Annotated in this window: 13 protein-coding genes; 5 read left to right on the forward strand and 8 right to left on the reverse strand. The window is 71.8% G+C overall.

What is annotated here, in order from left to right:
• Positions 1-10 precede the first annotated feature (10 nt).
• Entirely contained in the window at positions 11-919 is a 909-nt protein-coding gene (locus tag ACFYT4_RS12320) for an ABC transporter ATP-binding protein (RefSeq protein WP_389267490.1), read from the forward strand.
• Positions 916-1,746, forward strand: coding sequence for an ABC transporter permease (locus tag ACFYT4_RS12325; RefSeq protein ID WP_389267491.1), 831 nt, complete (start codon positions 916-918; stop codon positions 1,744-1,746). Before ACFYT4_RS12320 ends, ACFYT4_RS12325 begins: the two co-directional genes overlap by 4 nt.
• A 279-nt stretch (positions 1,747-2,025) precedes the next feature.
• Here ACFYT4_RS12325 and serA read toward each other — a convergent pair whose 3' ends face one another.
• The 6 genes from serA to ACFYT4_RS12355 form a co-directional block, all read right to left on the reverse strand.
• Positions 2,026-3,630 carry a phosphoglycerate dehydrogenase gene (gene serA / locus ACFYT4_RS12330; protein WP_389267492.1) on the reverse strand — a complete coding sequence of 535 codons (1,605 nt, stop codon included), beginning with the start codon at positions 3,628-3,630 and terminating at the stop codon, positions 2,026-2,028.
• A gap of 272 nt (positions 3,631-3,902) precedes the next feature.
• Positions 3,903-4,904 carry a ketol-acid reductoisomerase gene (gene ilvC / locus ACFYT4_RS12335; RefSeq protein ID WP_389267493.1) on the reverse strand — a complete coding sequence of 334 codons (1,002 nt, stop codon included), beginning with the start codon at positions 4,902-4,904 and terminating at the stop codon, positions 3,903-3,905.
• A gap of 294 nt (positions 4,905-5,198) precedes the next feature.
• Entirely contained in the window at positions 5,199-5,723 is a 525-nt protein-coding gene (gene ilvN, locus ACFYT4_RS12340) for an acetolactate synthase small subunit (protein ID WP_389267494.1), read from the reverse strand.
• Positions 5,724-5,752: 29 nt separating this feature from the next.
• Positions 5,753-7,612, reverse strand: coding sequence for an acetolactate synthase large subunit (locus ACFYT4_RS12345; protein ID WP_389267496.1), 1,860 nt, complete (start codon positions 7,610-7,612; stop codon positions 5,753-5,755).
• A 274-nt stretch (positions 7,613-7,886) separates the two neighbouring features.
• The gene (locus ACFYT4_RS12350) at positions 7,887-10,709 is read right to left on the reverse strand and encodes a putative bifunctional diguanylate cyclase/phosphodiesterase (RefSeq protein WP_389267497.1); all 2,823 of its coding nucleotides are present in this window, start codon (positions 10,707-10,709) and stop codon (positions 7,887-7,889) included.
• Positions 10,710-11,178: 469 nt separating this feature from the next.
• Positions 11,179-12,111, reverse strand: coding sequence for a 2-hydroxyacid dehydrogenase (locus tag ACFYT4_RS12355; RefSeq protein WP_389267539.1), 933 nt, complete (start codon positions 12,109-12,111; stop codon positions 11,179-11,181).
• 133 nt (positions 12,112-12,244) lie between these two features.
• Here ACFYT4_RS12355 and ACFYT4_RS12360 point away from each other — a divergent pair, with 133 nt between their 5' ends.
• The 3 genes from ACFYT4_RS12360 (at position 12,245) to ACFYT4_RS12370 (ending at position 15,250) form a co-directional block, all read left to right on the forward strand.
• The gene (locus ACFYT4_RS12360; protein WP_389267498.1) at positions 12,245-13,369 is read left to right on the forward strand and encodes an aldo/keto reductase; all 1,125 of its coding nucleotides are present in this window, start codon (positions 12,245-12,247) and stop codon (positions 13,367-13,369) included.
• Positions 13,370-13,879: 510 nt separating this feature from the next.
• Positions 13,880-15,031 carry a PQQ-dependent sugar dehydrogenase gene (locus ACFYT4_RS12365; RefSeq protein ID WP_389267541.1) on the forward strand — a complete coding sequence of 384 codons (1,152 nt, stop codon included), beginning with the start codon at positions 13,880-13,882 and terminating at the stop codon, positions 15,029-15,031.
• An 18-nt stretch (positions 15,032-15,049) separates the two neighbouring features.
• A complete protein-coding gene (locus ACFYT4_RS12370) occupies positions 15,050-15,250 on the forward strand; it encodes a DUF6191 domain-containing protein (protein ID WP_389267499.1) in 201 nt (66 codons plus the stop codon).
• Between the two features lie 401 nt (positions 15,251-15,651).
• Here the strand turns inward: ACFYT4_RS12370 and ACFYT4_RS12375 are convergent, their stop codons facing one another.
• Together ACFYT4_RS12375 and ACFYT4_RS12380 are read right to left on the reverse strand one after the other, a co-directional pair.
• Positions 15,652-18,738 (reverse strand): AAA family ATPase, encoded by a 3,087-nt coding sequence (locus ACFYT4_RS12375; protein WP_389267543.1) that lies wholly within the window; start codon positions 18,736-18,738, stop codon positions 15,652-15,654.
• A gap of 91 nt (positions 18,739-18,829) precedes the next feature.
• Positions 18,830-19,045, reverse strand: coding sequence for a hypothetical protein (locus tag ACFYT4_RS12380; RefSeq protein WP_389267500.1), 216 nt, complete (start codon positions 19,043-19,045; stop codon positions 18,830-18,832).
• Between the last annotated feature and the right edge of the window lie 95 nt (positions 19,046-19,140).

Raw genomic sequence — 19,140 nt, forward strand, 5'->3', positions numbered from 1 at the left:
GGTTGACGGTGTGATCGAAGTCGACGAACTGACCAAGAAGTACGGAAAGACCACCGCGGTCAACCGCCTGAGTTTCACCGTCCGGCCCGGACATGTCACCGGGTTCCTCGGCCCCAACGGCGCGGGGAAGAGCACGACCCTGCGCCTGCTCCTCGGGCTGAACGAGCCCACCGGCGGCTCCGTCACCATCGACGGCCGCCCCTTCCGGGACCGCCCTCGCGGACTGCGTCATGTGGGGGCGCTGCTGGACGCGGGCGATGTGCACGGCGGGCGCACGGCCGGGGCGCATCTCGCCGCCCTGGCGCGCGGGAACCGCATCCCGCGCGCCCGGGTGGGAGAGGTGCTGGAGGAGGTCGGCCTCGCCGAGGTGGCGCGGCGCCGCATCGGCGGGTTCTCCCTCGGGATGAGGCAGCGTCTCGGTATCGCCGCCGCCCTGCTCGGCGATCCTCCGGTGCTGCTGTTCGACGAGCCGCTCAACGGTCTGGACCCGGAGGGCGTGAAATGGGTCCGCGGACTGTTCCGGGGGCTGGCCGCCGAGGGGCGCACCGTCTTCGTCTCCAGCCACCTCATGTCCGAGATGGAGCACACCGCCGATCAGCTCGTCGTGGTCGGCCGGGGCGAGCTCATCGCGGCGGAGAGCCTGGCGGAGTTCTCGGCGCGCGGCACCCGGCTGAGTGTGACGGTGCGCACGCCCGAGGCGGAGCGGCTGGCGGCGGTGCTGACCGCCGAAGGGGCGTATGTGGTCCGGAGCGGCGATGTGCTCACGGTGACCGGCCTGGACGCGCCCCGGATCAGTGAGATCGCCGTCGGCCACCGCGTCCCGGTGCACGAACTGACCACCCGCACCTCGTCCTTGGAGGACGCCTTCATGGAACTCACCGCCGGCAGTGTCGAGTACGTCGCGGGGGAGGGCCGATGACCACGGCGACGATGCCTCTGCGGGAGCCTCGCGCCCGGTTCGCGGACCTGGTCGCCGCCGAGTGGATGAAGCTGTGGTCCCTGCGCTCGACCGCGTGGTCCCTGCTGGTCTGCGCGCTGGCCGTGGTGGCGTTCAACGCGGGTACCGCGTACGACACCTATCGCTACTGGCCACGGCAGGACGCGGGTTTCGGCGAGCGGTTCCTCCGGGACGGGATGCCGCTGATGTCCGCCTTCACCGCGAACGGCGCCATGGTCCTGATACTCGGTACGGGCGCCATCGGTGCCCTCACGGTGGTCGGCGAGTACAGCACCGGAATGATCCGTACGACCTTCGCTGCCGTCCCGGCCCGACGCTCGGTGATGGCGGCCAAGGCGGTCGTGGTCTCCGCGGTCATGACGGCCTTCGGCGCGGTGGTCGCCTGGGGCTCGTTCGCGCTGACCCAGGCGATTTTGTCCGGGCGGGACGCCGGTGTCCCGATCGATCACCCGGGGGCGCTGCGTCTCGTGGTGGCGTCCGCGCTGCTCGCTCCGGTGTGCGCGCTCACCGGTATGGCCCTGGGCGTGATCATCCGGCACTCGGCGGGCACGATGTCGGCGATCGTGGTGGTGCTTCTGCTGCTGCCGATCGCCGTCACCGAAGGCCGCCACTGGTCGGCCGTCCTCAACCACACACTGGTCTACAGCGCGTGGCACCGCCTGACCAGCGTGCACGACACCGGGGGTGATTTCCCGTGGACGACCACGGGGGCGTGGACGGTCTACGCGGCCTGGGCGCTCGTCGCCACCATGCTGACCGTGACCGTCGTCCACCGGCGGGACCAGTGACCCCGGGCCCGACCGGACCACATCTGCTCCGGCGGCGGGATACGGCTCACCGACCCGGAACGGCGAGCCGGACGGGGACACCAGAGGCCCCGCCGGAAGAGAACGTCCCGGCCGCGTACGCGAACGGCGCCGAGATGATCATTGCCGCCCGCGCGGGTCCGAGCGCCGCCCGGCCCCTGGGGCGAGGCTGCGCGCGGGCGTACGCGGAAGGCCCGGCTCACCGATCGAGCCGGGCCCTTCCCCTGCCACCTGGACGATGCCGGTTGCTCCCGGACGGTGTCAGTCCGACAGATTCACCGAGCGCGCCGACGCCGCGCCGATCTCCTCGGCGATCTCCGCCACCACCGGCGGCGGAACGGTGTCGTCCACCGTCAGCACGACGAGGGCCTCGCCGCCCTCCTCGGCGCGGGAGACCTGCATGCCCGCGATGTTCAGACCGGCCTCGCCGAGGATCCGGCCGACGGTGCCGACGACACCGGGACGGTCCTCGTAGCGCAGGACGAGCATGTGGTCGGCGAGCGCCAGATCCACATCGTGCTCACCGATGCCGACGATCTTCTGGAGGTTCTTCGGGCCGGCCAGCGTGCCGGAGACCGAGATCTCCTCGCCGCCCGACAGCGTGCCGCGCACGGTGACGACATTGCGGTGGTCCGGGGACTCCGAGCTGGTCGTCAGCCTCACCTCGACACCGCGCTCCTGCGCGAACAGCGGGGCGTTGACATACGACACGGTCTCGTCGACGACGTCCTCGAAGACGCCCTTGAGCGCGGACAGTTCGAGCACCTTGACATCGTGCTGGGTGATCTCGCCGTACACCTCGACGTCGAGCCGGACCGCGACCTCGCCCGCGAGCGCGGTGAAGATCCGGCCGAGGCGCTCGGCGAGCGGCAGACCCGGCTTGACGTCCTCGGCGATCACACCGCCCTGGACGTTGACCGCGTCCGGGACCAGCTCACCGGCGAGCGCGAGCCGCACGGAACGGGCGACGGCGATGCCCGCCTTCTCCTGCGCCTCGTCGGTGGACGCGCCGAGGTGCGGGGTGCAGACGACCTGGTCGAACTGGAAGAGCGGGGAGTCCGTGCATGGCTCCTTCGCGTACACGTCAAGGCCCGCGCCCGCGACCCGGCCCTCCTTGAGCGCCGAGTACAGCGCCTCCTCGTCGACGATCCCGCCGCGCGCGGCGTTGACGATCCGGACGGTCGGCTTCACCTTGTGCAGTGCCTCGTCACCGATCAGACCGAGCGTCTCGGGCGTCTTGGGCAGATGCACGGTGATGAAGTCGGAGGCCTCCAGCAGCTCGTCGAGCGAGAGCAGCTTGACGCCCATCTGCGCGGCGCGCGCCGGCTGGACGTAGGGGTCGTACGCCACGATCTTCATGCCGAAGGCGGACATCCGCTGGGCGACGAGCACTCCGATACGGCCGAGGCCGACGACGCCGAGCGTCTTCTCGGCCAGCTCGACGCCGGTGTACTTGGAGCGCTTCCACTCGCCGTTCTTCAGGGCGGTGTTGGCCTGCGGGATATTGCGCGCGGTGGCGACCAGCAGACCGCAGGCCAGCTCGGCCGCGGTGACGATGTTCGACGTCGGGGCGTTGACCACCATCACGCCGGCCTTGGTGGCGGCGGAGACATCGACGTTGTCCAGGCCGACTCCGGCGCGGGCGACGACCCTGAGCTTCTTCGCGGCGGCGATGGCCTCGGCGTCGACCTTGGTGGCGGAGCGGACGAGGATCGCGTCCACATCGGCGATCGCGGGGATCAGCTCGGCGCGGTCGGCGCCGTTGCAGTGCCGGATCTCGAAGTCCGGACCGAGCGCGTCCACGGTGGCGGGCGACAGCTCTTCGGCGATCAGTACGACAGGTTTACGAGCAAGCTCAGCGCTCACAGGAGTCCTCACATGTCCAGTGCGGACGGCCGTCCCGACGGCCGCAGGCGGTGGAGGGGGCTAGCCGCGTGGAAGACGCACGACACTGTGGGCCTGACGCGTGTTGTTGAGAAGTGTAGTGGTGCGTCGGGTCGTGTCCTGCGCCTTCGCGGCAGGATCACCCGTCCGTGGCTGGACGAAGTGGCGCAGCGGAGCCCCCGGGGCTGGGGGTACTGGGGGTGGTCGCACGGCGAAGGGCCGGGACACCGCTGTCCCGGCCCCGCGCCCACGGCTCACGCCTCGTCGTTGTCGACCCAGCTCATGAGCTTGCGCAGCTCCTTGCCGGTGGTCTCCAGCAGGTGGTTCTCGTCCTGCGTCTTGTACTCGTTGTACTTCTTCAGACCGCCGTGGTACTCGTCCATCCAGTTCTTGGCGAAGGTGCCGTCCTGGATCTCGGCGAGGATCTTCTTCATCTCGGCCTTGGTCTGGTCCGTGATGATGCGGGGGCCGGTGACGTAGTCGCCCCACTCGGCGGTCTCGGAGACCGACCAGCGCATCTTCTCCAGGCCGCCCTCGTACATCAGGTCCACGATCAGCTTCAGCTCGTGGAGGCACTCGAAGTACGCGATCTCGGGCTGGTAACCGGCCTCGACCAGAGTCTCGAAGCCCGCCTTGACCAGCGCGGACGTACCCCCGCACAGCACGGCCTGCTCGCCGAAGAGGTCGGTCTCGGTCTCCTCGGTGAAGGTCGTCTTGATGACGCCGGCGCGGGTGCCGCCGATGCCCTTGGCGTACGAGAGGGCCAGCGCGAAGGCCTTGCCGGTGGCGTCCTGCTCGACGGCGGCGATGCACGGAACGCCGCGGCCCTCCTCGTACTGGCGGCGGACCAGGTGGCCCGGGCCCTTCGGCGCGACCATGGCGACGTCGACACCGGCCGGGGGCTTGATGAAGCCGAAGCGGATGTTGAGGCCGTGCCCGAAGAACAGCGCGTCGCCGTCCTTGAGGTTCGGGGCGATGGACTCCTCGTAGACCTGGGCCTGGATCGGGTCCGGGACCAGGATCATGATGACGTCGGCCTCGGCGGACGCCTCGGCGGGCGTCACCACGCGCAGCCCCTGCTCCTCGGCCTTGGCCTTGGACTTGGAGCCCTCGTGCAGACCGACCCGCACGTCGACGCCCGAGTCACGGAGCGACAGCGCGTGGGCGTGGCCCTGGCTGCCGTAGCCGATGACCGCGACCTTGCGGTTCTGGATGATGGACAGGTCGGCATCGTCGTCGTAGAACAGCTCGGCCACTGGGATATCTCCTTGGGGTGCAGATGTTGCGTCCCACCGTACGGCGGGGGGAGGCGGGAAAGTTTTCGGGTCTCGCTATGCGAGCAATGTGACGGTCGTGGTGCGGGCGGTGCCGGCGGCCCCGGTGCGGGCGATACGGCGCCGCGGGGCGCTTCCACGGGGCGGGCGGTGGCCGGCCGACCGTGCGGACGGGGTCCCGCCGCCGCCCGGGCGAGCCGCGGGCGGCGGGTGCGCGTCACCGGCGGGCGCCTGCCGCCGCCGCGGTCCACGGGGACCGCGACGGTGCCCGCCCGCTCAGGCGCTGCGGTCGAGAGCCCGCAGGGAGCGGTCCGTGATGGACCGCGAGCCGCGCCCTATGGCGATGGTGCCGGACTGGACGAGTTCCTTGATGCCGAACTGCTCCAGCATCTTGAGCATGGCGTCCAGCTTGTCACTCGAACCGGTGGCCTCGATGGTGACCGCCTCGGGTGACACGTCCACGGTCTTGGCGCGGAAGAGCTGGACGATCTCGACGATCTGGGAGCGGGTCTCGTTGTCCGCGCGGACCTTCACCAGGACCAGTTCGCGCTGGATCGCGCCACCCGGCTCCAGCTCGACGATCTTCAGTACGCTGACCAGCTTGTTGAGCTGCTTGGTCACCTGCTCCAGCGGCAGGTCCTCGACATTGACCACGATGGTGATGCGGGAGATGTCGGGGTGCTCGGTGACGCCGACGGCGAGCGAGTCGATGTTGAAGCCGCGGCGGGAGAACAGTGCGGCGATCCGGGCGAGGATGCCCGGGGTGTTCTCCACCAGGACGGAGAGCGTGTGCTTGGACATGGGGTGGGTCTCTCGTCTCTCTCTTCGCTTCAGTCGTCTTCGTTGTCGCCGAAGTCGGGACGGACGCCGCGCGCGGCCATGACCTCGTCGTTGGAGGTGCCGGCGGCGACCATGGGCCACACCATGGCGTCCTCGTGGACGATGAAGTCGATCACGACGGGCCGGTCGTTGATCGCGTTGGCCTCGGCGATGACCTTGTCCAGCTCGTCCGGGGACTCGCAGCGGATCGCGTGGCAGCCCATGGCCTCCGACAGCTTGACGAAGTCCGGGACGCGGGTGCCGGCGCTGGGCTCCCTGCCGTCGGCCTCGGGGCCGGAGTGCAGCACGGTGTTGGAGTAGCGCTGGTTGTAGAAGAGGGTCTGCCACTGGCGGACCATCCCGAGCGCGCCGTTGTTGATGATGGCGATCTTGACCGGGATGTTGTTGAGCGCGCAGGTGGTGAGTTCCTGGTTGGTCATCTGGAAGCAGCCGTCGCCGTCGATCGCCCAGACGGTGCGGTCCGGGACGCCTGCCTTGGCGCCCATCGCGGCCGGGACCGCGTACCCCATCGTCCCGGCGCCGCCGGAGTTCAGCCAGGTGGCGGGCTTCTCGTACTGGATGAAGTGCGCGGCCCACATCTGGTGCTGGCCGACGCCGGCCGCGAAGATCGTGCCCTCGGGGGCCAGCTCGCCGATCCGCTGGATGACCTGCTGCGGGGAGAGGCTGCCGTCGTCGGGCTGGTCGTAGCCCAGCGGGTAGGTCTCGCGCCAGCGGTTCAGATCGCTCCACCAGGCGGTGTAGTCGCCGGTGTGGCCCTCGCTGTGCTCGGCCTGGACTGCCTGGACGAGATCGGCGATGACCTCGCGGGCGTCACCCACGATCGGGACGTCCGCGGTGCGGTTCTTGCCGATCTCGGCCGGGTCGATGTCGGCGTGCACGATCTTGGCGTACGGGGCGAAGCTGTCCAGCTTGCCGGTGACGCGGTCGTCGAAGCGGGCTCCGAGGGCGACGATCAGGTCGGCCTTCTGCAGCGCGGTGACGGCGGTGACCGAACCGTGCATGCCCGGCATTCCCACGTGCAGCGGGTGGCTGTCGGGGAAGGAGCCCAGCGCCATCAGGGTGGTGGTGACGGGGGCTCCGGTCAGCTCGGCGAGGACCTTCAGCTCGGCGGTGGCCCCGGCCTTCATGACGCCGCCGCCGACGTACAGCACCGGGCGCCGGGCCTGGACGATCAGTTTCGCCGCCTCGCGGATCTGCTTGGCGTGCGGCTTGGTGACCGGACGGTAGCCGGGCAGGTCCTGCGTCGGCGGCCAGCTGAAGGTCGTCTGCGCCTGGAGCGCGTCCTTGGCGATGTCGACGAGGACGGGCCCGGGACGGCCGGTGGAGGCGATGTGGAACGCCTCGGCGATCGTCCGCGGGATGTCCTCCGCCTTGGTGACCAGGTAGTTGTGCTTGGTGATCGGCATGGTGATGCCGACGATGTCCGCCTCCTGGAAGGCGTCCGTGCCGATGGCCTTGGACGCCACCTGGCCGGTGATCGCGACCAGCGGGACGGAGTCCATGTGCGCGTCGGCGATCGGGGTCACCAGATTGGTCGCGCCCGGACCCGAGGTGGCCATGCAGACCCCGACCTTGCCCGTGGCCTGCGCGTATCCGGTGGCCGCGTGTCCGGCGCCCTGCTCATGACGGACCAGGATGTGACGGACCCGGGTCGAGTCCATCATCGGGTCGTACGCGGGAAGGATGGCGCCGCCGGGAATGCCGAATACGGTGTCGGCACCCACTTCCTCGAGAGAGCGGATGAGGGACTGCGCGCCCGTGACGTGCTCAACGGCGGCGGTCTGCTGTCCGCCAGTACGGGCCCGCGGCTGGGGATGGTGGGCCCCGGTGGCCTGCTCGGTCATCGGCATTCTCTTCTCGAAGCTGAGGGTTGACGCTGAGGGGTTCTGCGGAGGTGCTGCCGGTCGTGGTACGGGGGTGATGCTGGGGGTTTTGCCTGGTGTTTCTCTGTTTGGCACAGGTGCCGGTGCAACAAAAAACCCCTCGTGCCGGGAGGCAAGCGAGGGGAGCGCGTCGGGAGGGGTCTGCGGGTTCCTTGCGGAGTCCCGCTCAGCCGACGCGCTTTCCAAGTACGAGAATTCGGGTGCGCATGGCAAAGACCCTCTCCCTCACGCGGCATCACTGTCAAGCCGGTGGGACGCGCGTCTCACTATTCGAGCCGTTGTGGATACTGAACGCGCCACCTTTCGAGCCCCCCGCGAGCACGGGCAACGCTCCCCCTCGCGGAACCGGGACATGGTCTCTGACCAGGGCCCTTCGCAGCCGGTACTCGTCCAGGGCGCCGGAGAACGCCATGCCCTGGCCATGCGTACAGCCCATGGTCCGCAGGGCGGTCACCTGCTCCGGAACGTCGACGCCCTCGGCCACGGACTGCATACCGAGGTCATTGGCGATCCGCAGCAGCCCGCTGGTGATCTTGTGGAGCCGGGCGGACTCGACGATGCCCTCGACCAGTCCCCTGTCCAGCTTCAGCACGTCCACGGGCAGTCTGCGCAGGGCGTTGATCGCGGCGTAGCCGCTGCCGAAGCCGTCGAGCGCGATCCTCACACCGAGCCTGCGCAGGGCGACCAGACGCTGTTCCAGCTCGTCGAAGGAGATCCGGGGGTCGCTGTCCGCCAGCTCGATGACCAGCGCCCCGGACGGCAGCCCGTGCCGGGTGAGAAGGGCCTCCACACTGCCGAGCGGCAGCGATCTGTCCAGAAGTCTGCGGGCGGAGAGCCGGACGGAGACCGGCACCGGGTGGCCGTGTCTGCCACGATCGGCGGCCTGCTCCACGGCCTCCTCCAGCAGCCAGCGGCCCAGCTCCGCCGTGCGGTCGCTGTCCTCGGCGACGCGCAGGAACTCGGCGGGGGTGAAGAGGATGCCCTGGGCCGAGCGCCAGCGCGCCTGGGCGGCGACGGCCTCGATACGACCGGTGGCGAGGCTCACCACGGGCTGGTGCAGCAGCGCGAACTCGCCCTCGTGGAGAGCGCTGCGCAGCCGGGCGGCCAGTTCGGTGCGGCGGACCACCTCGGCCTGCATCTGGGGGGCGTACAGCTCGACGCGGTCCTTGCCGCCCGCCTTGGCCCGGTACATGGCGAGATCGGCGTTGCGCATGAGGTCGGTGGGGGTGAGGGACGGCTCGGCGAACGCGACCCCGATGGAGGCGGCGACCCGTACGTCGGTGCCGTCGATGCGGTACGGCTGGGACAGGGTCAGGCGCAGCCGGTCGGCGATCTCGGCGACCTGGGCCTCGCGGGCGGCCCGGTCACGCGTGCCGTCGCCGAGGATGAGGGCCGCGAACTCGTCCCCGCCGAGGCGCGCGGCGGTGTCCCCGGTCCGTACGGAATCGGCGAGCCGCCCGGCTGCCATGACCAGCAGCTCGTCGCCGGCCTGATGGCCGAGCCGGTCGTTGACCGCCTTGAAGCCGTCGAGGTCGATGAAGAGCACGGCGGTGCCCGGGTCGCCGGAGCGCCGGCCGCCGAGGGCCTGGCGGACACGCTTGGTGAACAGGGCGCGGTTGGGCAGGTCGGTGAGCGGGTCGTGCTCGGCGTTGTGCTGCAGCTGGGCCTGGAGCCGGACCCGTTCGGTGACATCGCGGCTGTTGAAGATCAGGCCGCCCTGGTGGCGGTTGACGGTGGACTCCACATTGAGCCAGTCGCCGCCCCCGGATCTGAACCGGCACTCGATACGGGTGGTGGGTTCGTCGGCGGGGGGCGCGGCCAGAAACCGCCGTACCTCGTGGACGACCCGTCCGAGGTCTTCGGGGTGGATCAGACTGGCCAGCTCGGAGCCGATCAGATCCTCGGCCTCCCGCCCGTAGACCCCGGAGGCGGCCGGGCTCACATAGCGCAGCACCCCGGTGGGGGCCGCGATCATGATGACATCGCTGGAGCCCTGCACCAGCGAGCGGAAATGGTTCTCCTTCTGCGCCAGCTCATGGGTGAGGGCGATGTTGTCCAGGAGCATGATCCCCTGCCGGACGACCAGGGCGAGCACGACCGTACAGCCGGTGAGGACGACCACCCGGTCGACGCGGCGGCCCTCGACAACGTTGTAGAGGATGCCGAGCGTGCAGACCGCGGCGGCCAGGTACGGGGTGAGGGCGGCGAGCGAGCCGGCGACCGGGCGGGTGGGGTGGCGCTGTCCCCGCGGAGGTCTCGCCGTCTCCGTCTGACGGCGCGCGCCCCAGGGCGCGTACGCCAGCAGCAGGGAGCCGGCGAACCAGCCCGCGTCCAGGAGCTGTCCCGAGCGATAGCTCTCCCGCAGCAGCGGGGAGGTGAACAGGGCGTCGCACAGGACGGTCAGGGCGAGGGCCGCGACGGCGGTGTTGATGGCCGAGCGGTTGCCGCCCGAGCGGCGGAAGTGCAGGGCGAGCACCATGCTGACGAGGACGATGTCCAGCAGCGGATAGGCGAGGGAGAGCGCCGCCGGAGCCACTTCCTCCCCCCGGGCCTGTGCGGTGTGGGCGAGCGCGAGACTCCACGAGATGGTCAGCAAGGAGCCGCCGATCAGCCAGGCGTCGAGCCCGAGGCAGACCCAGCCGGCCTTGGTGACCGGCCTTTTCGCCAGCACGAGGAGGCCGACGATGGCGGGCGGCGCGAAACAGAGGAAGAACAGATCGGCGATGGAGGGGCTCGGTACCTCACGGCCGAGAACGACCTCGTACCACCCCCAGACCGCGTTCCCCGCCGACGCCATGGCGGAGGAGAGCGCGAACAGCAGCCAGGCGGGCCGCAGCCGGCGGGGGCCCTTCCTGGCGTAGAGGAAGCAGGAGACGGCGGCGACGAGGGCACCGGCGCTGAGGCCGAAGTCGCCCATGATCAGCGCGAGTTCGGGGGAACCCCAGCCGAGGCCCGCGCCGACGGCGTACCCGGCGCAGATGAGCGCCAGTGCGAGCTGGGAGAACAGGCCGACGGCGCTGCCGGAGGCCGACCGGCGGGCCGTGAGCGCCTCCGGGGCGCTCACCGGGCCGCTCCTCGCGGTGCCGTCACCGTCGTGTCGGCTGGCGTCCGCGACCCACGGGATGGTGTGATCGCGTCCGGACCGCGCCTGCGAGCGGTGCCGCGCCCGCGCGCACCGACGGATGTCCGTGCGGGGCCGCGCTCCGGTGCGTGCGAGGGTCGTCGTCGGCGTCCCCGCCGCGTCGGATCGGTGGTCCATTGGCCGTGCATCGCCCGTCGCCCCCCTCGAAGTCTGATCGGCAGTCAGGTCGCGTCACCGCACCGCCGCATGCCCGGTGCAGCCCCCAAGTCGGGACGATACACCAGGACGGTCACTCAGGGACATAGTCCCTCTACTCTCAGTGACCATCTTTTCGGGTGCAGGCGCGCGGAGCGATCGGATGACTTCGCAGAGTTTTCGGCTGTGACGGAGTGGGACGCGTCCGGATCACTCCCTTCCGCCGCCGGACGGGAGACCGACTGTGACGGCGGGCCTATTCGGTTGTACGTACGAGATTGACGAGGGGTTCCCCGGCGGCGAACCGGGTGAGCTGCCGGGCGAGCAGCTTCGTGGCGCGGGGCATGAACGCCGAGGTGGAGCCGCCCACATGGGGGCTGATCAGCACACCCGGCGCGTGCCACAGCGGATGGCCCGCGGGCAGCGGCTCGGGGTCGGTGACGTCGAGCGCCGCCGTGATGCGCCCGCTCGCCACCTCCGCGAGGAGGGCCCCGGTGTCGACGACCGCACCGCGTGCCACGTTCACCAGCAGCGCGCCGTCCTTCATTCCGGCCAGGAAGTCCGCGTTCACCATGCCCCTCGTCTGCTCGGTGAGCGGGGTGGAGAGGATCACCACATCAGCCTCCGGGACCAGGACCGGCAGTTCGGTGAATGCGCGCACTTCCCCGCGCGCGGTAGCGCGGGGGGAGCGCGCGACGCGCGCCACCCGCGCGCATTCAAAGGGCGCGAGCCGGTCCTCGATGGCCGCGCCGATCGATCCGTATCCCACGATGAGGACCGATTTGTCCGCCAGGGCCGGGTAGAAGCCCGCCTGCCACTCCTCCCGGTCCTGGCCGCGGGTGAAACCGGGGATTCCGCGCAGGGACGCGAGGGTGAGGGCGAGGGCGAGTTCGGCGGTGGACGCCTCGTGGACCCCCTTGGCATTGCAGAGGCGTACACCGCCGTGCAGCGATGCGAGGCCCGGCTCGACATGGTCGGTTCCCGCGGAGAGTGTCTGTACGGCCCGCACCGAGGTCATCCCGGGCAGCGGGCGGACCGCGATCTCGGGCCTCGTGTACGGGACGGTGTAGAAGACACACGCGGCCGGGTCGGCGGGGAACTCGTCGCCGTTCCAGAAGCGGTACCGGAAGCCCGACTCCTCGGGCGCCGGCAGCCCCTCGATCTCGTCGGCGGGAATGGGAAGCCATATGTCAGAGGTCATGGTCAGGAGGTTAGAGCCTGTCCCGGGCCGGGACCCGGTGTGCCGGTGCGCACCGGGCGGGGGCGGGAGGCCGGCGGCCATTGGCTAGGTTGGTGGGCGGCCGAAGGAGGGGTACGGGCGGGTGGAGCGCAGGGCGATCGGCGCGGCGGCACTGCGGGTGGGCGCGGTGGGGCTTGGCTGCATGCCGATGAGCTGGGGGTACACCACCTCCCAGCAGCACGGTGACCGCTCCCTGCGCGCCGTCCACGCGGCCCTGGACGCGGGCTGCACCCTGCTGGACACGGCCGACATGTACGGCCCCTTCACCAATGAACTGCTCATCGGCCGTGCCCTGAAGGGGCGCCGGCGGGACGCCTTCGTCTCGACGAAGGTCGGGCTGCTCGTCGGCGACCAGCATGTCGTCGCCAACGGCCGTCCCGGCTATGTGAAGCGGGCCTGTGACGCCTCACTGCGGCGGCTGGGAACCGACGTGATCGATCTGTACCAGCTGCACCGCGCCGATCCGGAGGTCCCGGTCGAGGAGACCTGGGGCGCGATGGCCGAGCTGGTCGGCGCGGGAAAGGTACGGGCACTGGGGGTGTGTGCGGTGGGGGCGCACGGAACTGCGGCGCGCGCGGGGAGCGCGCGCGGTGGCGCGGGGCAGGGTGCTCCGGGGCCCGACCGTGCGGTACCCGGCGGTACGGGGAACGGCGAGCCGTTCCGGGTGGCGCGGGGGTTCCGGCGCTCCGGCGCTCGCGCGTCCGAAGATCCGTACGAGGGAACGATTCGTCGGCTGGAACGGCTCCAGCAGGTGTTCCCGGTGAGCGCGGTCCAGGCGGAGCTGTCGGTCTGGTCGCCCGAGGCGCTGGAGCGGCTGCTTCCGTGGTGCGGGGCACGGGGTGTGGGGTTCCTGGCCGCGATGCCCCTCGGGAACGGGTTCCTCACCGGGACGCTGACGCCGGGCCAGGGCTTCGAGCCGGACGACCTCCGGGCCCGCCACCCCCGCTTCACGGCCGAGATGATGGCGGCCAACCAGCCGCTGGTCGCGGCTCTCCGCCGCGTCGCCGCCCGCCACGGCCCGGCCACCACCCCCGCCCAGGTGGCCCTGGCATGGGTTCTGCGCCAGGGCCCGCAGGTGATCGCCCTGCCCGGCACGAAGCGCGTGGAATGGACGCGGGAGAACGCGGCCGCGGTGGAGGTCGACCTGTCGGAGCACGACGTGTCGGAGATCGCCCGCCTCCCGGACGCGCTGGGCTCCTGGGACTGACCGGGGGCCGGATCTCCCTGGGGCGGGGCCCCCGGCCCCGATCCGGGCCGGGCCCGCGGAAGGCGGGCGTGCGGAGGGTCGCCGCAGGAGCCCGTGGGGACGGTGGAGGGGCCGAGGAAGACAGGGGGCCGGTGGCCCCGGAGGCACCGGCGGGCGGGGCGGGAACTCCGAGCCGACCCGGCGTACGAGCGCGGCACGGGCACGCGGTCGCTGCGCGGTCACGGCACGCGGCCCGCGGCACAGAGGCCACGGTACTCACGCCCCGGAACGCCCTCGCGCGGCGAACCCGCCCGGCGAACCGGGCGCCGGCCCGGGAGTCCGGTGCGGGAGTCCGGTGCGGGAGTCCGGTGCGGGAGTCCGGTGCGGAATCGGTGCTGGAACAGGCGCTGGAACCCGGCGTGGAAACCGGGATGGAAGATCGGGAACCTGAGCGGCCCGGGCGGTGTAAGAAAGGTAGACACGTGCTCACGGGGAGCCGTCGAAGGGATCAGAATCGTGCGACGTCCTGGTATGACGGCCGTCCTGGCCGCTTCCGTGCTGCTGTTCGCCGCCGGGTGCTCGTCCGGCGGCGGCAAGGCGCCGGGCGGCCCTGAAGGGACGGCCCCGACGGCCCCGGAGCCGTCCGGGTCCGCCTCGGGGGGCGGAGCGACACCGTCGGGACCGCCCGCGAAGGGCTCCGTGAAGGTCGTGTCCACCCTGACCAAGGGGCTGAAGTCACCGTGGGGCGCCGCCGCGCTCCCGGACGGTGATCTGCTGATCGCCTCCCGCGACGAGGGCACGGTCACCCGGGTCGACGGCGAGAGCGGCAAGCAGACGGTCGTCGGCTCGGTGGCGGGTGTCGCCCCCGGCGGCGAGGGCGGTCTGCTGGGGCTCGCCCTCTCCCCCGGCTTCGCCTCCGACCGCCAGGTGTACGTGTACTTCACCACCGAGTCGGACAACCGCGTCGCCCGTCTGCTGTACGACGAGCAGAAGCCCGCCGGCCAGCAGCTCGGCGCTCCGGACACGATCCTGCGGGACATTCCCAAGGGCATCGTGCACAACGGCGGAAGGATCGCGTTCGGCCCCGACAAGATGCTCTACGCGGGTACGGGCGAGACGGGTGACACCGGGCTCTCCCAAGACCGTAAGTCGCTCGCGGGCAAGATCCTCAGGATGACTCCCGACGGCCGGCCCGCGCCTGGCAACCCGGAGGCCGATTCCCTCGTCTATTCACTCGGGCACCGCAATGTGCAGGGCCTGGCCTGGGACTCCGAGAAGCGTCTCTGGGCCTCGGAATTCGGTCAGAACACCTGGGACGAGCTGAATCTGATCGAGCCGGGCAAGAACTACGGCTGGCCGGAGGTGGAGGGCAAGGGCGGAAAGCCCGGGTTCGTGGACCCGGTCGTCCAGTGGAAGACCTCGGAGGCGTCCCCCAGCGGCATCGCGTACGCGGAGGGCTCGATCTGGGTGGCGGCGCTGCGGGGTGAGCGGCTCTGGCGGGTCCCCCTCGCGGGCAAGGAACCTCTGGCCGATCCCCAGTCGTTCCTCCAGGGAGAGTACGGCCGACTGCGCACCGTCATTTCGGCGGGCGGCTCCAAGATCCTGCTGGTCACCAGCGAGACGGACGGCAGGGGCTCGCCCGAGGCGGGGGACGACAGGATCCTCCAGCTGGAGGTGAAGTGAAGGAGGGATGTGCCGCTGGTGTTCAATATATTCGAGCAGCTCTTCGCGCCCGGCCGGAAGCACACGGACGACGAGCGCAACCGCCTGGCGCTGACCCGGACAGACGTCGGCGACGGCGACCCGGGCCGCGGCCCGATAGACCTCGCGTCGGGCAAGGTCACCGTGCGCAGGACACGGCGGGCGGAAGACACCCCGCCCCCGCCCGACCGGGCCGCGTGACACTGTCCGCCCCGACCGCCCGGGCCGGACCTGACGGAGCCTGAAGGGTCCCACGTGTGCCGCGGGGCCGTCCGGCCCGACCGTCCGGGTCGGACCTGATCTGCAACCACGTAGGGAAGCGGTCGCCCGACCGCCCGGGCCGGACCGGCTCCACGTGTGCCACGGGTCCGTGCGGGGATCGTGCACGCGGAGGGTCTCTGCGGGAGTCGCCGTCCCGGAGGGCCTGTGCCGTGCGTGCCGAGCCGGCGCCCGGTGCCGGCGCCTCGGAAGCCGGACCGGCCCCCGAGGCGCACCGCCGCCTGCGGGGCGCCACGGCGTGCTCCGGCACCCGGGCCCGCCCGGAGCCAGTCCCGCGCAGGGCACGGAGCCGATGGGGTGTCGGCGCGCGCGAGTGGTCCGGCTCAGTCGCCCGCGGCGGTGGCCGGGTCAGGGAAGAGCCGGAGACGGTGGGCGAGAGCCGCGGCCTCGCCGCGGCCCGAGACGCCGAGTTTGGACAGGATGTTGGAGACGTGGACACTCGCCGTCTTCGGGGAGATGTAGAGCGTCTCGGCGATCTGGCGGTTGCTGCGGCCCACCGCCACCAGGCGAAGGACGTCCTCCTCGCGGGGTGTCAGACCGAGCGCGGGCCCCGCAGCGGGTGCGCCACCGGACGACGGCCCCTCGGGCGATGAGGGGGAGCTGTCCGGGGTGAGCGACAGCCGGGCCCGCTGGGCGAGGAGGGCGATGTCCTCGGTGAGCGGGCGCGCGCCCAGGCTCCCGGCGGTCTCCGCGGACCGGCGGAGCAGCTCCGTGGCGCGGGAGCGGTCCGAGGAGAGCAGCGCCTCGGCCCAGCGGTGGCGGACCATCGCCAGCGGGTGCGGGGAGTCCGTCCGCTCGAACGCCTCGCCCGCCTCCGCCCAGTCGGCGGCGGTGTCCCGGCCCCCGGCGCGGCGGAGTTCGGCGCGGACCCAGCGCTCATGGGCCTGCCACCGCTGTGCGCCGATGGTCAGGGTGCGGGCCAGTTCGCACAGCCGGTCCAGGTACGCGGCACGCCCCGGTTCCGCCGCGGGCAGACCGCGGGTGTCGGCCTCCAGCGTGGCGGCGACCCGCAGGAGGGGCCAGGCATAGCGCTGGGTGCCGGGCGGGAAGCCGTTCGCCACCGCGCGCTCGAACGCGGCACGGGCGTCCAGCACCCGGCCCTCGGCCGCCGCGATGCCGACCATGATCGTGTCCAGCACGAGGGAGCTGTGGGGCAGGGGGTCCTTGGAGCCGAAGTGGGCGTGGGCCGCCTTCAGATGCTCTCCGGCCCCGGCCGTGTCACCGCGGGCCAGGGCCAGTTCGGCGAGGCGGGTGGCCGCCCAGCCCAGAGGCTTGGGCCCCAGTCCGATGCGCAGTGACCGCTCGGCCGCCCGGAGGCTGTCCTCCCAGCGTCCGAGCGTGTAGTACGACTCCGACAGATTGCCCAGCACCCATGCCTCGGTGTCGACGAGGCCGTACTGACGGGAGAGTTCGACTCCTTGGAGGAGGACGTCCACGGAATCCTCGGAGCGGCCGACCCCCTCCAGGGAGTGCGGCAGATTGACATGGACGCGGGCGATGAGGGAGGGGAACTCCAGAGCGACGGAGCGCTCCTTGACCACGTACATCTCGGCGAGCCCCTCGTCGACCTGCCCCGCGTCGACCATCAGGGCGCCCAGGGAGAGGCGGGCGTCCAGTTCGGTCTGCTGTTCGCCGACCATACGGGCGTACTCCACGGCGCGTTCGGCCGTCGCCAGGCTCTCCGGGCCCGGCGCGGCGAGCCGGGCCCAGCCCGCGACCTCGGCGAGCACCTCCGCGTGCACGGAGGACGGCGGCAGCCCGCGCACCAGGTCCTGGGCCTCCGCCAGCTCGGCCCAGCCGTCGCCGCGGCCGAGGGCGGTGACCAGCCGGGAGCGCTGCACCGAGAACCAGGCGCCGCGCAGCGAGTCGCCCTCCGTCTCCGCGAGCCGCTGCCCGCGCCTGGTGATCTTCAGCGCCCGTTCCCGCTCACCGCCGAGGCGCCCCGCGACGGTCGCCTCCGCCAGCAGGTCCAGAAAGCGCAGCGGTGCGGTCCCGGGCCCGCCGCAGTGGGCCGGGTACGCCTCCGCGTAGTCGAGCGGGCGCAGGGCCGCGCGGACATCGTCGGGGGCGACGTCCCACAGCTCCATCGCCCGCTCCAGCAGACGCAGTTGCTCGGTGTAGGCGTGCCGCCGCCGGGCCTCGACGGCCGCTTCGAGCACGGCGGGCAGCGCCTTGGCCGTGTCGCGCGCGCCGTACCAGTAGCTGGCGAGCCGCGCGGCCCGTTCCTCCTCCGGGACGAGCGACGGATCGGCCTCCAGCGCCTCCGCGTACCGTCTGCTGAGCCGGGAGCGCTCGGGGGGCAGCAGATCGTCGCTGACGGCCTCCCGGGCGAGGGAGTGCCGGAAGCGGTAGCCGTCGCCGTCCGGCGTGGGCTGGAGGATGTTCGCCCCGACGGCGGCCCGCAGGGCTTCGATGAGATCGTCCTCGGGCAGCCGGGCGACGGCGCGCAGCAGTCCGTACTCCACGGTCGAGCCGCCCTCGGCGACGATGCAGGCGGCCCGCTGGGCCTCCTCCGGGAGCGCCTCGACACGGACGAGCAGGATGTCGCGCAGGGATTCGGGCAGGGCGCAGGGGCTGCCTTCGGCGATGCTGCGGGCCAGCTCCTCGACGAAGAAGGCGTTGCCGTCGGAGCGTGCGAAGACGCTGTCGACCGTCTCCGGCTCGGGCTCGGTGCCGAGGATGCCGGCGAGCTGCCGGCGGACCTCCCCCCGGTTGAAGCGGGTCAGCTCGATGCGCTCGACGGTCCGGGTGCGGTCCAGCTCGGCGAGGAAGGGGCGCAGCGGGTGGCGGCGGTGCACGTCGTCGGAGCGGTAGGTCGCGACGATGACGAGCCGGCCGCGGCGCAGGGTGCGGGCGAGATAGGCGAGCAGATGGCGTGTGGAGGCGTCCGCCCAGTGCAGATCCTCCAGGACGAGCAGGACCGTGCGGTCGGCGGCGATGCGCTCCAGCAGCCGGGTGGTCAGTTCGAAGAGGCGGGCCATGCCCTCGTCGTCGTGTCCGCCCCGGTCGCTGTGGGGGTGTCTGCCCAGCTCGGGCAGCAGCCGCGCCAGCTCCTGCTCCTGGCCGGCCGCGGCTGCGGCCATCTCGTCGGGCAGCCGGCGGTGGAGTGAGCGGAGCGCGGCCGAGAACGGCGCGAACGGCAGCCCCTCGGCGCCGATCTCGACGCATCCGCCAACCGCGACGACGGCGTCGCGGCGGCGCGCCTCCTCGTACAGCTCCTCGACGAGGCGCGTCTTGCCGACGCCGGCCTCACCGCCGATGAGGAGCGCCTGCGGATCCCCGGGGTGGTCCGCGGCCTTCGCGGTGCCCTCGCCGGAAGCGCGGACCAGCGCGCGGGTGAGCAGCGAAAGCTCACCCGCGCGTCCCACGAACACCGGACTGACGGATCTTGTCTCCACACCGCCGAGCATCGCACAGGGGTCCGACACCGAGGCGGCCTCGGACGCCGCGCCTGTGGACAACACGCGCGGCACCGGGCCGCCCGGCAGGTCGGTCACCGGTTCAGGCGGCCCTGGCGAACCGTTCGCCGGGCGGACTCACCCGCCCCTCCGCTTCCTGTCCGGACCTCCTGGCGGCCCGGCGCGCCCTGCGGATCCTCCGGACGAGGCGGTAGTTGTCGGCCTCCTGGACCAGCTCGGCCCGGCGGATGCGCTGCAGCTCGTAGGCGAACATGTCGTACCCCCTGTTGGTGAGTGTTCCGGCGCTGTGCCGTGTCACCAATCTCGCTTTCCAAGGGGGTCGGCGGCATCGGGAGAGTTCCGCATCTTGCGGAGCCGGAGGCCTTAGGCGCGGCGGCGTATTCCCGTCACGGT

This window comes from Streptomyces sp. NPDC004609, from assembly GCF_042873655.1.
Taxonomy (GTDB): Bacteria; Actinomycetota; Actinomycetes; order Streptomycetales; family Streptomycetaceae; genus Streptomyces.

Bases quoted from the DNA above. Each gene is read 5' to 3' on its own strand.
- ACFYT4_RS12325 (WP_389267491.1), top strand. From the start codon at position 916: ATGACCACGGCGACGATGCCTCTGCGGGAGCCTCGCGCCCGGTTCGCG.
- ilvN (WP_389267494.1), bottom strand. From the start codon at position 5,723: ATGTCCAAGCACACGCTCTCCGTCCTGGTGGAGAACACCCCGGGCATC.
- ACFYT4_RS12345 (WP_389267496.1), bottom strand. From the start codon at position 7,612: ATGCCGATGACCGAGCAGGCCACCGGGGCCCACCATCCCCAGCCGCGG.
- ACFYT4_RS12365 (WP_389267541.1), top strand. From the start codon at position 13,880: ATGACGGCCGTCCTGGCCGCTTCCGTGCTGCTGTTCGCCGCCGGGTGC.
- ACFYT4_RS12375 (WP_389267543.1), bottom strand. From the start codon at position 18,738: ATGCTCGGCGGTGTGGAGACAAGATCCGTCAGTCCGGTGTTCGTGGGA.